Origin of the sequence: Burkholderia sp. NLJ2, from assembly GCF_049487195.1 — a bacterium.
GTDB classification, from domain to species: Bacteria; Pseudomonadota; Gammaproteobacteria; order Burkholderiales; family Burkholderiaceae; genus Burkholderia; species Burkholderia pyrrocinia.
This window is the reverse complement of sequence record NZ_CP137810.1, coordinates 1,947,521-1,962,477: the sequence shown is the minus strand read 5'-3', so window position 1 is coordinate 1,962,477 and position 14,957 is coordinate 1,947,521. Positions and strand designations below refer to the sequence as shown.

Annotated in this window: 8 protein-coding genes; 5 read left to right on the top strand and 3 right to left on the bottom strand. The window is 61.2% G+C overall.

Annotated elements, in window-relative coordinates; genetic code table 11:
- Positions 1-219 precede the first annotated feature (219 nt).
- A complete protein-coding gene (locus tag R9B84_RS31150) occupies positions 220-525 on the top strand; it encodes a DUF4148 domain-containing protein (protein ID WP_423761295.1) in 306 nt (101 codons plus the stop codon).
- A 79-nt stretch (positions 526-604) separates the two neighbouring features.
- Here R9B84_RS31150 and R9B84_RS31145 read toward each other — a convergent pair whose 3' ends face one another.
- Together R9B84_RS31145 and R9B84_RS31140 are read right to left on the bottom strand one after the other, a co-directional pair.
- The gene (locus R9B84_RS31145) at positions 605-1,177 is read right to left on the bottom strand and encodes an NADPH-dependent FMN reductase (RefSeq protein ID WP_423761294.1); all 573 of its coding nucleotides are present in this window, start codon (positions 1,175-1,177) and stop codon (positions 605-607) included.
- Positions 1,178-1,273: 96 nt separating this feature from the next.
- Complete coding sequence (locus R9B84_RS31140; RefSeq protein ID WP_423761293.1) at positions 1,274-1,909, bottom strand: histone acetyltransferase; 636 nt, start codon at positions 1,907-1,909, stop codon at positions 1,274-1,276.
- 1,136 nt (positions 1,910-3,045) lie between these two features.
- Between R9B84_RS31140 and R9B84_RS31135 the strand changes: the two genes are divergently transcribed.
- The 4 genes from R9B84_RS31135 to R9B84_RS31120 all read left to right on the top strand — a co-directional run bounded on the left by R9B84_RS31135 (position 3,046) and on the right by R9B84_RS31120 (position 13,590).
- Complete coding sequence (locus R9B84_RS31135; protein WP_423761292.1) at positions 3,046-12,333, top strand: hemagglutinin repeat-containing protein; 9,288 nt, start codon at positions 3,046-3,048, stop codon at positions 12,331-12,333.
- A gap of 7 nt (positions 12,334-12,340) precedes the next feature.
- Positions 12,341-12,763, top strand: a complete 423-nt coding sequence (locus tag R9B84_RS31130; protein WP_423761291.1) for a hypothetical protein — start codon at positions 12,341-12,343, stop codon at positions 12,761-12,763.
- Positions 12,764-13,024: 261 nt separating this feature from the next.
- Positions 13,025-13,174: an SMI1/KNR4 family protein gene (locus R9B84_RS31125; RefSeq protein ID WP_423761290.1), complete on the top strand. Its 150-nt coding sequence runs from the start codon at positions 13,025-13,027 to the stop codon at positions 13,172-13,174.
- A gap of 152 nt (positions 13,175-13,326) precedes the next feature.
- Positions 13,327-13,590 (top strand): hypothetical protein, encoded by a 264-nt coding sequence (locus tag R9B84_RS31120; protein ID WP_423761289.1) that lies wholly within the window; start codon positions 13,327-13,329, stop codon positions 13,588-13,590.
- Between the two features lie 75 nt (positions 13,591-13,665).
- On the opposite strand, the gene R9B84_RS31115 is transcribed toward R9B84_RS31120, so the two are convergent.
- Positions 13,666-14,925, bottom strand: a complete 1,260-nt coding sequence (locus R9B84_RS31115) for an IS256 family transposase (RefSeq protein WP_204421550.1) — start codon at positions 14,923-14,925, stop codon at positions 13,666-13,668.
- Positions 14,926-14,957 lie beyond the last annotated feature (32 nt).

Sequence of the window (14,957 nt, the reverse complement as noted above, 5' to 3'; positions counted from 1 at the left end):
CGCATGGCCACATGCCTGTAGTCGCGCGAGCCGGCGAAATCTGACAGCGGATCGGTTTTCATCTGAGCATGCCGTTCACATCGGGCGCGACGCCCGACCGTGGCGCGGTACGGCGCGGCGACGCGACGTCGAATAAATTTCGTCGGCGTGTGTCATCTTTGCGCTCGCCGATCGACTCACTCTCCGTCGACAACGTCGTCGATGCTCAGGAGAGTTCAAATGAACAAGCTTGCTCTGTATGTTCTCGCGACGGTTGCCGCGACCGCTTCCGTTTCCGCATGGGCCGCGCCGCAGCCCACCGTGACGCGTGCGGAGGTCACGGCCGAACTGGCCGCACTGCACGCGGCCGGCTACCGTCAGACCGGCGAAGACCCGCACTATCCGGCGCGACTGGCTGAAGCGCTGACGAAGATCGGCTCGACGGGGACGTCGACGGCCGATACGAGCGGATACGGGATGGCCGCACCGGCCACGAGCGAATCGGGTCCAATGGCCGCCGACAGGCCGATCTATCGCGGACGATGATCCGGGCCGGACGTCGTGCCTGTCGACGGGCGCAACGTCCGATTATTCCGGACTGCGATGAATTGCCGGATGCGTCGCGTCAGCGCGTTGACGCGCCTTCGGCAATCACCGCGCCGAGCGCGTGCAACGCATCGGCCAGCGCCGACGCGAACGGCGGATGCGCGGCGATGCCCGCCGCATCGAGCTGGCTTCCGAGGATCGGCAGCGTGATCGACGCACGCTCGACGATGCGCGCCGACATCACCGACAGCGTTTCCCGTAAAGCCGCGTCCGCATGCGTCGCACGCGGCGACGCATTCAGCACCGCGACCGGCTTGTAGACGAACGCTTCGCATCCGACAACCCAATCCAGCGCGTTCTTCATCACGCCGGTCACGCCGTGCGCGTATTCCGGGCTCGCGATCAGCACGCCGTCGGCCGCGTTCAGGCGATCGATCAGGTCGCGCACGGCGGCGGGCGACGGGTATTCGGTATCGGGGTTGAACAACGGGAATTCGCCGAGGCGATCGAAGCGCACGATGCGCATGCCGTGCGGCGCGACGAGCGCGGCTGCATCGAGCAGCGCGGCGTTGTACGACTGCGACCGGAGGCTGCCGCACAGGGAGACGATGTCGATGCGGCGGTCGGTGTCGGTTCGGGGATCGGTGGTCATCGATGAGCGTTTGGTTGGCGCGGTGCGCTGCCGCATCGCGCGGACCGGACGGATTATCGCATTGGCGTTCGGTCGACGTGGCGCGTGCCGCCGACGCTAAGCGCGCGACGCGATCCGCGCTGCCCCGTCGAAAATCGCCGCGGAATCGCAGCGAACCGGTTCGCCATCGCTCATCCCGGCCGCCCGCGCGAATTCTGTCATTGCCCACCCGCTGCCGAGCAACAGCCGCCGCGTATGCAGCGCGCCGTGCACGTCGTCCGGAACGGTGTCGCCGAGATAACGCAGCGCGCGGCCTTCGACATCGACGAAGCCATGCCGGTAATCGTGCGCGAGCGCCGTCCACAACTGCGCGGCGCCGACCGACTGGCGCGCGCCGCTGATCAGGCACAGCCCCGCGTCGAGCCCCCAGCGATACAGCGTCGTCGCAAGGCCCTTGCGTTGCGCCGAGCCGCGCAGCCGAGTATGCGGCGCGCGCAGGTAGCGGTCGGCGTGGCGCGGGATTTCGGGAAGGCGGTTGAACACCGTGTAGCCGGCGAGCTGGCGCACGGCCGGATCTTCGACATACAGGAAGTATTCGCCGTCCGCTTCGCGGTGGCGGACGATCAGGCCGGAGCGGCCGAGCGCGACGGCCGGCAGGCCGTGCAGGCGATGGCCCGGCTGGTGGAGGCGTGCATAGAGCGTGTCGAGTTCATCGTCGATGTCGTGCTGGGAATGCTGTACGTCGATGCGCATGGCAAAGGTCGCCCGTCCCGGGCGGTTCGAGAAAGAGGTTCATCGCAGAAAGGGAAAAGGAACGGGTGCGGCCCCCGGGCTCGGCGAAGCGAGCCGGGGCCGCGAATCAGCTGGGGATGTGCTGGAAACCGGCGGCGATCGCGGCGAGGCCCGCGATGCAGAGTGCGAACAGGATCAGGACTTTGTGGATCACGCCTCTTTCCTCTTGAATGCGCGGTGGCGGCGAGCGGCATCGCGGAGACGGTGAGCGGCGGGCACGGCCCGCGCGGCCGTCGTGCGTGACGACGGTCGGGTGTCCGGGCGACGGATCGAGCGCGGACGGCCAGCACCATACGCGAGGTACAGGAGGCGGGCAATCGGACTGGCGGAGAAAAGCGACGAAAAGCGGGGAATCGCGGTGTTTCGCGACAATTGGCCGCAAGGGGTTGCGTATCGCGCGGCGCGCGCAATCGATTCGAGAGATTCATCGTCGCAATCCATCGAACTCGATAGGCATCGATGCGGTTCAACACCGAAAGGTTCGCGCTTCCGTTGCAGATTCGCGACACCGTGAACGATGCTCTGTTCCTGTTCGACACGCTGAATTCGTCAGCTAGTCAGATGACGCCAAAGTCAATAGAAAAATTCAAGTTCGGATGTTGTTCCCACGAGATCGAATGCGTTCTCGCGCTGGATGGGTGGTGTGATCTGCAGGACAGATCTTTGACCGCACTACATCGATCCGCTGCTTTCCGGTCGATTCAGTGCTGCAGCACGACGAGCGCGCGGGTGCCGGTCCTGAAAAAGATTTTCAGATTAGGATTATTAAAAAATCGAAAGACGATTATTGAATGGTTTTAAATCGTTAAAGAACCGCATCAGCCGACGCGGTTTTTAAGTCGAGCCCGACATGAATCATTTCAAGTTGAACGGATGCTGAACCGGGAGCGCTGTGCGTCTTTTCAATTCCTGACACTGTGCTGACAAGTATTTCGATAAATTACGCCACGAGAGACCAATCCATCCCGCCGTAGCCGGAGTGAAGAAGAGTCGGGGAAAACTCGGCAGCGTTGTTTTTGCGCTGTCGTCCTCTTCTACACTTTTGCACGGTGTTTCGCATCCATTCGCTTGGCGCGTAAAAACGCGTCCGCCGCACCATGAATAAAAAACAATATCGTCTGGTATTCAGTTGCGTCCGAGGCATGTTGATCGCGGTCGAAGAGACTGCCAACTCGTCGGGAAAGGTAGGCAATGGAGAAACCGTCCGGGCCGGGTGCGGCCGGCTGCGACGTGCGACGGTGAAGTTTGCGCTGCGCCACGCGGCGTTTGCGGCGCTGATTGCGACAGGGGCGACACCGCTTTGGGTGGGCGCGCAGGTAGTCGGAGCGGGGGCGAATGCCCCCAAGGTCGTGCAGACCCCGAATGGCTTGCCGCAGGTCAATATCAACAAACCCAGCGGGGCCGGCGTTTCGCTGAACACCTATTCGCAGTTCGATGTTCAGAAACCGGGCGTGATCGTGAACAACTCGCCGGTGATGACGAACACGCAGCAGGCCGGCTATATCAACGGCAATCCGAATTTTGGCGCGAACGACGCGGCCAGGATCATCATCAATCAGGTCAACAGCAACAACCCGTCGCAACTGAGGGGGTATGTCGAGATTGCCGGCCAACGTGCCGAAATGATTATTTCGAATCCGTCCGGATTGGTTGTCGACGGCGGCGGATTTATCAACACCTCGCGTGCAATCCTGACCACCGGAACCCCGAATCTGAATGCGGATGGGTCACTGGCGGGTTTCAACACGACGCGCGGCCTGATTACGGTGCAGGGCGCCGGCCTGAACGCCACCAACGTCGATCAGGTCGATCTGATCGCCCGGGCCGTACAAACCAATGCGGCCATTTACGCGAACAACCTGAACGTCATTACAGGCGCGAACCAGGTAAGCCACGATACGCTCCAGACCACGCGAATCCAGGGCGAAGGCGCCACGCCCGCCGTGGCAATCGACATCGGCCAACTGGGTGGCATGTACAGCAACCGGATTTTCCTGGTCGGCACCGAGGGCGGCGTCGGCGTCCGGAGTGCCGGGACGATCGCGGCGGATGCGATGGGCCTGACGCTGACGACGGACGGCCGGCTGGTGCAGTCGGGCAAGGTCAGCTCGCTCGGCAACGTCGCGGTATCGGCTGCAGGCGGAGTCGAGAACAGCGGTACGACTTACGGGCAGCAGTCGGTGTCGCTGAATACCGGCGCGGACGTGGTGAATACCGGTACGCTTGCCGCGCAGCACAACGTGGGCGTGAATGCGGGTTCGCTGAATTCGACGGGCCTGCTGGGCGCGGGCGTGAACAGTGACGGCGTCGCCACACAGGCGGGCGATCTGCAGGTCACGACGACGGGTCAGTTGAGCGCGAACGGCAAGAACATCGCGGGCGGTAATGTATCGGCGACAGGCTCCGCCGTGAATCTCTCGGGCAGCACGACCGCCGCGAACGGCAACCTTTCGCTGACTGCGACGAACGGTGACGTGAACCTCGCGAATGCGACGACGAGCGCCCAGGGCGCGGTCACCGCAAATGCGGCCGGCACGGTCAACAACGACCACGGCAACCTGACGAGCGGCGGCAGTACGAGCCTGACGGGCGGCAACGTATCGAATCAGGGCGGCACGGTATCGTCGCAGGGGCCGCTGTCGGTAACGGCCGCCGGGCAGATCGCCAACCAGGCCGGCGTGCTCGTGTCGGAAAGCACGATGGCGCTGCGCGGTAACGCCATCGCGAACCATCAAGGCACGATCCAGGGTGGCGGACACGCGACTGTCGATGGCAACACGATCGACAACACGGCGGGCCGCATCACGTCGCTCAATACCGACGGGCTGGAACTCACCGCGACCGGCCAACTCACGAACGTGGCCGGCACGACCGCGAATGGCGCGCAAGGCGGCGTGATCGGCGGCAACGGCGACGTGACCGTGCGAGGCGGGAATATCGCCAACCACGCGACGATCACGTCGAACACGAATCTTCAGGTTTCCGGCCAGTCGGTCGACAACAGCGGCGGCACGCTGAAGGCTGCGCAGAAGGCGGCGGTCGATGCGGGCGCGCGCCTGGTCAACAACGGCGGCACCATCGTCGGCCGGACGGCCGCACTGACCGGCACGACCCTCGACAACAGCGCCGGCAATGTACAGGCCGAGCAGGTTTCGTTGTCAGCGACCAATGTGGTGAACCACGGCGGCACGATTACGCAGACCGGCGCCGGTGCGATGGCCGTCAACGTCGCTGGCACGCTCGACAATTCGGGCGGCGGCATGCTGCAAACCAACAGCACCGACCTGATGCTCGCTCCCGCTTCGCTGGTGAACGACGGCGGCACGATCACACATGCGGGCACCGGCACGCTGACGCTCGGCAATGGATCGGGTTCGGTGTCGAACGTCGGCGGCACGATCGCCGGCAACGGACGCATCGCGGCTCAAACCGGTTCGCTGAACAATACATCGGGTTCGATCGATGCGCAGGCCGGGTTGACAGCCACGGTCGGCGGGGCGTTGAACAACACGAACGGCAGGCTGCTGTCCAACACCGACCTTGGCGTCACCGCCGGCACCTTGACGAACAACGGCGGCCAGATCGGCGCGAGCACGAACGCGTCGATCCAGGTCGAGTCGATGACGAATCAGGGTGGCGCGATCGTCGGCCCGAATCTGAGCGTGCGCGCAAACGATTCACTCGACAACAGCGGCGGCAAACTCGAAGCCAACCAGCTCGCGTTGACCACGCCGACCTTGACGAACCATGGCGGCACCATCACGCAATATGGTTCGTCGGCGATGGGCGTCGATGTGAGCGGCACGCTCGACAACTCCGCGGGCGGCGTGATCCAGACGAACAGCACCGACCTGACGCTTGCCGCTGCCCGATTGAACAATGCGGGCGGCACGATCACGCACGCCGGCACGGGCACGCTGACGCTCGCGCCGGGCAGCGGCGCGAGCGCGCTGAACAACGCTGCAGGCACCATCGTCACGAAGGGGCAAGCCTTCATCAATGCCGGTAGTTGGAACAACGCGAACGGCATCCTCGCGGCGCAGCGCGGCATCGATGCGACGATCTTGGGCGACGTGAACAACGCGCAGGGGCTGGTGCGTGCGGGAACGTCGCTGTCGTTGACGAACGGCGGCGCACTGGCGAACCAGGGCGGTCACATTCAGGCCGGCCAGCAGACGGCAGGTGATACAAGCACGCTCGCCGTTCAATCCGGCTCGATCGACAACGCCGATGGCTCGATTACCGATCTCGGCACCGGCAAGATGACCGTGCAGGGCGGCAGCCAGATCATCAACAGCCACGCGGGTGGCGTGTCGGGCATGGGGGCGATCACCGGGAACGGCGACGTGACCGTCAGCGCGTCGTCGATTTCCAATACGCAAGGCGGGCAACTGAGCGGCGCGTCGCTGCATGTCCGGGGCAATACGCTGGACAACTCCGGCGGGCAGATCGGCAACGTCACGAATTCGAACGGCGACGTGGACGTGACGACGAGCGGCGCGGTCACGAACACGGGCGGGCATATCAGCGCCACGCACGACCTGACGGTCACGGCCGCGACGCTGCGAGGGGGCGGCACATACGGCGCCGCTCACGATGCCAGCGTGAACCTGCAGGGCGATTACACGACGGGGCCCGACACGCAATTCAACGTCGGTCACGATCTCTCCTTCACGCTGCCCGGCACGTTTGCAAACAACGCGAACCTGCAGTCGGTCAACAACCTGAGCGTCAATGCAGGCAACATCGTCAACGTGGGCGTGATGATGGCAGGCGGCCTGCTGCATACGCAGTCGGGCAATCTGACCAATACCGGTTCGATCGTCGGCGGCAGCACGTCGATCAATGCGACTGGCACGGTGTCGAACCTCGGGCCGACTGCGCTGATCGGCGGTTCGGACAGCAACGGCACGCTGGAAATCCTCGCGCGCGACATCGAGAACCGCGACGACACCACGGCGACCGATTCGATGGCGACGACGGCCATCTTCGGCATGGGGAAGGTCGTGCTCGCGGGCGGCAAGGACGTCGGCGGCAACTACACGAACGCGGCGCTCATCAACAATGCGTCGGCGTTGATCCAGTCTGGCGGCGACATGGAACTGCATGCCGACAGGGTGACGAACACGCGGCGTGTGATGACCACCACCGGCTACACGAACAACGTCGATCCGGCTGTCCTTGAGAAGTACGGCATCAGCATGTCGGGCTGCGTGGCCTATTACATGGAGGCTTGCAGCGGCAAGGATGTCCACTGGGTCAACCTTTTTCGTGATCCGAACTTTCCCGATTACGATCCCGCTCCTGTCATCGCCAAACTGAAGGAACAGCCCGGTGGCGTATTCACCGTTCCGCCGAACGGCGGGCAGTGGAACAGCGGCTACCAGTACACGACCTACACGGGCGTTGCGGTCGCGAACATGATCAAGGACATCAGTCCGGCTGGGCAAATCGTGTCGGGTGGCGCGATCGATGCATCGTCATCCGGCACGGTGCAAAACTACTGGAGCAATATCGCAGCAGTGGGCGATCTGAAACTGCCCGCACGATATGACGGCGACGGGTGGGCGGCGACGGGCCAGCAGGCGCCGGGCGTGACGGTCACCTATTCGGGCCAGTATCACTACAACAACTACGACAACACCGAGCACAACTGGCAGTTGCCGTTCGGCGATGCGCCGTTTGTCGGCGGCCATCCGGGAGGCTATACCCAGGCGGCCCCGGCCGATGTCAAGAAATTCGGCTTGCCGGATTACCGGTCGACCTTGAGTTCCAACGGGACGATTTCCGGAACCGGCGTGAGCATCAACAACACGGCCGCAAACGCGTCGATTCCATCGCTTGGCCTGCTCCCCGGGCAGGCTGTGCCGGGCCTGACGATCGGCGGATTGAGCGGTAATGCCAGCGGGGCGAAATCGGGGGCGTCGACCGTGCATGGCGGCAGTACCGCCGTCGATCCGGTCGTCGCGAGCGCGACCGCGCTGAATGTGCTCAACAACCTGACGATTCCGCAGGGCGGCTTGTATCGGCCGGACACGTCGCCGAACGCGAGCTATGCGATCGAGACAAACCCGGCGTTCACGAACCGGAAGAACTTCATCTCGAGCGACTATTTCTTCGGTCAGATCGGCGTCGACCTGACGCATATTCCGAAGCGCCTGGGCGACGGGTTCTACGAGCAGCAACTGGTTCGCAATGAAGTGACGGCGCTGACCGGTCGCGCCGTGCTCGGGCCGTACACGGATCTCGAGACGATGTACCAGTCACTGATGGCCGCGGGCGCCGGCCTGTCGAAATCGCTCGATTTGGCCGTAGGCGCGAGTTTGTCGGCCGATCAGGTGTCGAAGCTGACCGGCAACGTGATCATGATGGAAACGCGCGTGGTCGACGGCCAGTCGGTGCTGGTGCCGGTCGTGTATCTCGCGCAGGCGAACCAGCAGAACGTCAATGGGCCGTTGATTACCGCGACCGACATCGATTTGAAGGACGCGGAGAACTTCAAGAACAGCGGCACGATGAAGGCGGACAAGACGCTGTCGATTCAGGGCAAGCAGATCGACAATGCGTTTGGCACGCTGCAAAGCGGCGGACTCATGTCGTTGACGACGGATGGCAATGTCGATCTGACTTCGGCCAAGGTGAAGGCTGGCAGCCTCAATTTGGATGCTGGCGGCAACCTGATTCTCGACACCGCGACGAAGACCGATACGCGGGTGAGCCGCGACGGCGCAACGAGTGTCACGACGACGCTCGGGCCGACGGCCCAGGTCGATGTGACGGGTGACGCGGCGATCAGGACGGGCGGCAACTTCCAGCAGAACGCGGGGAATCTGTCGGTCGGCGGCAATTTCGGCGCGAGTATCGGCGGCGACTGGACGCTCGGTACGCAACAGACCGGCGAACACAAGATCGTGCAGCGTGCGAATGGGGTGTCGGATACGAACCTCAACAGTGCGGTCGGCAGCACGGTCAAGGTTGGGGGTGTCTCCAATATCGGTGTCGGTGGCGATTTCACGGCGAAGGGCGCGCAGATCGATCTGCGCGGTGGTGGCACGATCGCCGCAAAAGGCAATGTGACGCTCGGCGCGGCGAGTACGACGTCGACAGTGAACGCCAACAGCTCGGGTGACGAGGGCAGCCGGAGCTACGCGGAAACCAAGCATGCGTCGGATCAAGCGCTGACTGGAACGACGCTGACGGGCGGCAATACCGTCAATCTCGTGTCGGGCAAGGACATCACGCTTTCCGGCAGCGCAATCAGCCTCGACAAGGGCAATGCGAACCTGCTGGCAGCGGGCGACGTGAATGTCGGCTCGGCGACCGAGATGCGCGAATTCAATTCGCATGAAACGCATAGCCGCAGTGGCGTGGTTAGCGGATCGAAGGTTGCGAGCGGGATCGATCAGATGGCGACCTATAGTCAGGGCAGCACGATTTCGGCGGATGGCGTCACGGTTACCAGCGGTCGGGACATCAACGTGACGGGCAGCAATATCGTCGGCACGAACGATGTGTCGCTGTCGGCGGCGCGGGACGTGAACATTAAGACCTCGCAGGACACGGTCCAGTCGTCTACCTATTACGACAAGAAGGAAACCGGCCTGATGTCGAATGGTGGCCTGTCGGTGTCGGTCGGTTCGCGTTCGAACTCGGACAAGCAGCAGTCGTCATCGGTGACGAACTACGGGAGCGCGATCGGCGCGCTGAACGGTAACCTGACCGTGAGTGCGGGCAATGATCTGCACGCGACTGGCAGCATCCTGCATGCGGGCAACGACGTGAATCTCGCTGGCAAGACTGTAAAAATCGATGCCGCGACCGATACATCCAACTTTGCAGAGCAGCAGCAGTTCCGTCAGGCCGGCGTGACGGTGGGCGTGACGAATCCGGTCATCGCGGCGGTGCAGACTGGTCGACAGATGACGAGCGCTGCGCAAAGCGTGGGCGGCGATCCGCGCTTGATCGCGCTGGCAGCCGCCACGACGGGCCTTGCGGCGAAGAACACGTATGACTCGCTGAAGCAGATGGGCGGCGATCCGGTGAAAGCCGCGACTAGCGTCGGGATCAACGTGTCGGTCGGGGCGAGCAAGAGCGACAGCCAGATGCATGCACAGTCGAGCACCGCGGTGGGGAGTACCGTGTCGGCAGGCCGCAACGTTACGATCGCTGCCGCCGGTGCCGGCAAGGACAGCAATATCGACGTGATCGGCAGCACGATTTCGGCAGGTAACAACGCGAAGTTGGCTGCCGAAGGCAATGTGAACCTGCAGGCGGCAGAAAATACCAGTAGCCAGCACAGTACGAACAGCGGGTCGAGTGCATCGGTGGGCGTGTCGTTCACCGTCGGCGACAAGACGGGGATAGCGTTCACGGCCGGCGTCGCCGGCAATCGCGGCAACGCGGACGGTGATTCGTCGACGTGGACGAATACGCATGTGACCGCAGGCAACCAGCTTGCGATTCAGTCCGGCGGTGATACGAATCTGAAAGGTGCGGTCGCGTCGGGAAAACAGGTGGTTGCCGATGTCGGCGGTAACCTGAACATCGAGAGCCTGCAGGACAAGGATCACTACGATTCGAAGCAGCAAAGCGCAGGCATATCGGCGAGCGTGTGTGTGCCGCCGCTTTGCACTGGAAAGTCGAGTGTGGCGGGCAGCGTTGGCCAGACGAAGATGAACAGCGACTACGCCAGCGTGATCGAGCAATCGGGTATCAAGGCCGGCGACGGTGGCTTCCAGGTCGACGTGAAGGGCGATACCGATCTCAAGGGTGGTGTGATCGCGAGCAGCGAGAAGGCCGTCCAGGACAACCTGAACAGTCTGACCACCGCGACGCTTACCCATAGCGACATCGAGAACCACGCATCGTACGACGCGTCCTCGATCGGGCTTTCGGGCGGTTACGGCGGCACCATCGGCAAGGATCAGAAAGGTACGGCGAATAACGTAAATCCGGTGCCGGGGACGTCGCTGCCAAAGGGGGATGGCGGTTTGCAGGTTGCACCGCCAGTAGCGCTCAGTGCTTCCGGCGATGCGAACTCCACGACGAAGAGCGGTGTCAGCGGTGGCACTCTTACGATTACCGACGGCACGAAACAGCAGCAGTTGACGGGTCAGACCGCTGCCGAAACTGTGGCGAGCATCAATCGTGACACTTCGAACACCGGAGGTGCGCTTGCACCGATCTTCGACAAAGAGAAGATACAGGCCGGGTTCGACATTACAAGCCAGTTCATCAACCAGGCAGGAACGTTTGTGGCCAATCGCGCGGCGGAAGCCGACGCAGCGAAGGCGGCCGCGAATAACCCGAAGCTGACGCCGGAACAACGTGCGGCGGCACAACAGCGCGCCGATGAACTGAACGCCAATTGGGGGCCAGGCGGCACCTATCGACAAGTAATGACAGCCTTGTCGGTGGCTGCGGGCGGCAATGTCACGGGGGGCGTGGGCCAACTCGCGCAGAACGCAACGGTTGCCTATCTGCAAGAGCTTGGTGCGAACCAAGTGAAGCAGATTGCTGACAACCTCGGTAGTGAAGAAGCGCGTGCTGCACTTCATGCGATTGTCGGCTGTGCAGGCGCTGCCGCCAGCAGCCAGAGTTGTGGGGCCGGCGCGATGGGCGCGGCGGCGAGTTCGGTGATCGGCACACTGCTCGCACCGACAGGGCGGATGTCGGCGACGGATCGGCAGGCACGGGAGAATCTGGTGACGAGCCTCGTGGCGGGAATTGCCACGGCGTCGGGGGCGAGCGCGGCGACGGCGATGGGGGCAGCGCAGATTGAAGGGGAGAATAACCAGTGGTCGATGGCGCCCGTGCCAAGCTTGCCGCCGCTCGGTGGGTATACGGGCAACACTTCAACGAAAGGCGATGGTGTGATTGCCGATCCAGCCACCGAACTTGATCCGGCGATTAAGGTAGGCACGCCGGGGTCGCAACTTGCTGGATCGAATTTGATTGACCGAATATTAGATGCACCTGCGGTCGACGTGGTTAAGGGGTTGGTTGAATACCTCATTAATTCTATCGATGGGAAAAATTCCAGCGTTCCACCGTCAATCACGGGAAGCGACGGAAAGTTGCCGGCCGGTATCGGGGGAGTTGGCACGCCAATTCCGATGCCACCGAGCAGTGACCCGAACGGAACCGCAGAGCAATTTGCAAAAGATGCGTTCAATGGGCAGACGCCAGTAAAAGTGGTCAACAACGTTACCGGGGAGGGAAGTTGGGTCGCGATCTTGCCAGACGGAACTGCGGTGACGTACCGTCCCGCTGGGCAGGCGTCATCCAAGACCGCTGGTGACACAGCGACCGTGGAAATCAACAGCTCTGCGGTTAAAGCGATCAATAGAGGCGAGATAGCGAAATTTAAATTTCCTGGGAAATGAGGTCGACATGAATACATTCTCCGAAATTGATTACCAGAAGCAACTTGTAGTATCAGGACTCGACGATTTCTCTCCTAACGGAGCGCTTTCGCAAGTCCTTGGTGGCCAGTTTGGATCAACCCCTGAGCTTTGGAGGAAAGCTGTTATCGATTTTCTCTGCATTAATGTTCGAGTGGGTATGCTGGAGTGCGTGCATCGAAAAGAAATATCGGGGGAGTCTGGTGCAATCTTGTTAAGGGAGTTGCTGGATTTTGGTGATAGAGAGAATAATTTTGATGTTGAGGTAATTTGGAATGTCTTGTATTTCAGTGCAACTCCAGAGCTTGTGGCTGTTTTAAGAAAATTTAACTTAAATGATTGGGGTTCTATCGGTGCTGGTATAAATCGTCAATTCATGGAGTATCTTAATGGTGTGTATTCCACGGTCTAGATGATTTGCAATGATGGCGCTGTGAGCGATCTCGATATTGCGAGTCGGTTCGTCAATCAGGCGATGACCTGCCGTCAGTAGTCGGGGTGGTCGTTGATTTTTTATGCAGACAATATTTATACCCAATGAATATGGAATCGTTTATTGACGGCGACGCGTCGCTCAATGCGATGGAGTGGCGCCGAACTCTTGATGCCTCAAGACGTCGTAGCGCCTTGCGCCATATTGATGGATCGGAAATTATGAATTGAGGAAATTAAAATGGATCTTGAGATTCGTAACATTTTGCCGAAGCCAACTGCCGATGCGATTGCAGAAGTCGAGGCTGTCCTCGGTGCGAAGTTGCCTCAAGAGTACTTGAATCTCATTCGTAAGATGAGTGGAGCCTATTTTGAGGGTGGTTTTTTCTAAATTCGTGAGGGCAATAACACGGGGTTGAGTAAATTTGTTCCGTTTTATAAAGTGATTTATATGAAGGCTCTCATGGAAAAATGGTTCCCGAGTATTTGTGCCAACCGTGCGTGTGTCCGGTGGTCGCTAAGTTCGCATTTCGATAAGAAAAGATGAATTCTGAAGTGTCTGTTTTTTCCAATCGAGAAATGCCGGGGGAGAAGGACCTTGCTAAGTTGGCGAACGATATTTATCAATTTATCGATATGTTGCGGCCGTTTTCCGTGGATGGTGTGACCCTTGATCCAAATAACGTTGAGGATGTTTGGATTGACCGCGATTCAATCAGGAAAATCAAGGGTGGAATAGTTTTTTGGGGCGAACCATTGGCTAACAAACCATCCAGTGCGCAGGCACAATTAGGTGACGAGAAATGAAAATAACGAAGCGTCTGGGGGTCTTGCCGTTCACGGGGAGGTATCCGGAATTTCGTGTGTGAGGCGGGTAGAGATTCAGACTCCAATGTTGAATCGTTCCGGGTAAAGCAGTGCAAACTGCGTCATCGCGCTCTTCCAATCGTGCCGGGAACCGGTCCACTTAGCCACGACGTTGCGCAGCGCCAGCCAGATCAGTTTGAGTGCGGCCTCGTCCGACGGGAAGTGGCCGCGCGCCTTGATGATCTTCCGAAGCTGCATGTGCAGTGACTCGATCGCGTTGGTCGTATATACAATTTTCCGGATGTCAGGCGCGAAGGCATAGAACGGAATCACCTGATCCCAGGCCCGGCGCCAGAGTGCGGCGATCGGGGGGTATTTCGTGCCCCAAGGGCTCGTATCGAACGCATCTAACGCCACGGCGGCGGCTTCGGCGGACGGTGCCCGGTAGACCTCCTTGAGCGCCGCTGCGACCGATTTCCTGTCTTTCCAGCTGGCGAAGTCCAGCGAGTTTCGGATCAGATGCACGATGCAGGTCTGGACCGTCGTTTCCGGGAACACCGTGTTGATCGCTTCTGGGAAGCCCTTCAGGCCGTCGACCACGGCGATCAGGATGTCCTGCACGCCGCGCAGCTTCAGGTCGTTCACCACCCGCAGCCAGAACTTGGCCCCCTCGGTCTGCTCGATCCAGAGGCCGAGCACGTCACGTGTGCCATCGCGGCGCACGCCCAGCGCCAGGTAGATCGCCTTGTTGCGCACGACGCCTTCGTCGCGGATCTTGACTCGCAAGGCATCGAAGAACACGACCGGGTACATCGGCTCAAGCGGCCGCTGCTGCCATTCGCGCACCTCGTCGATCACGGCATCGGTCACCGTGCTGATGAAGTCTGGCGACACCTCGATGCCGTACATCTCCAGCAGGAAACCCTGAATCTCCCGCACGCTCATGCCGCGTGCGTACATCGCGATGATCTTGTCGTCGAAGCCGGTGAAGCGTCGTTCGCCCTTGGCGATCAGCACCGGATCGAAGGTGCCTTCGCGGTCGCGCGGAATCTCGACGTCGAGCAGGTCATCGTCGGTCGCGATGCGCTTGCGGCTGGTGCCGTTGCGATGGTTCGTGCGGCCTACCGGCTTGGCTTCGCCCTTCTCGTAGCCCAGGTGGTGGGTCAGTTCGCCGCCCAGCGCGCGCTCGAAGATCGCCTTCTTGAGCGCGGCGAGCTGCTCGTTGATCGTCGCCCGATCCAGCGTTCCGGGTACCAGTTGCTTGATCAGTTCCGGGTCCAGGTTCAAGCCCTTGCCCGGTTCAATCGTCACTTCTTCCTTGCGTTTGCGTGGCATAAAGTGGCTCCTTGGCCGTCAGTTTATGCCTC

Coding starts and splice junctions, on each gene's coding strand:
- R9B84_RS31135 (WP_423761292.1), top strand. CDS start 3,046: ATGAATAAAAAACAATATCGTCTGGTATTCAGTTGCGTCCGAGGCATG.
- R9B84_RS31120 (WP_423761289.1), top strand. CDS start 13,327: ATGAATTCTGAAGTGTCTGTTTTTTCCAATCGAGAAATGCCGGGGGAG.
- R9B84_RS31130 (WP_423761291.1), top strand. CDS start 12,341: ATGAATACATTCTCCGAAATTGATTACCAGAAGCAACTTGTAGTATCA.
- R9B84_RS31115 (WP_204421550.1), bottom strand. CDS start 14,925: ATGCCACGCAAACGCAAGGAAGAAGTGACGATTGAACCGGGCAAGGGC.
- R9B84_RS31140 (WP_423761293.1), bottom strand. CDS start 1,909: ATGCGCATCGACGTACAGCATTCCCAGCACGACATCGACGATGAACTC.
- R9B84_RS31145 (WP_423761294.1), bottom strand. CDS start 1,177: ATGACCACCGATCCCCGAACCGACACCGACCGCCGCATCGACATCGTC.
- R9B84_RS31150 (WP_423761295.1), top strand. CDS start 220: ATGAACAAGCTTGCTCTGTATGTTCTCGCGACGGTTGCCGCGACCGCT.
- R9B84_RS31125 (WP_423761290.1), top strand. CDS start 13,025: ATGGATCTTGAGATTCGTAACATTTTGCCGAAGCCAACTGCCGATGCG.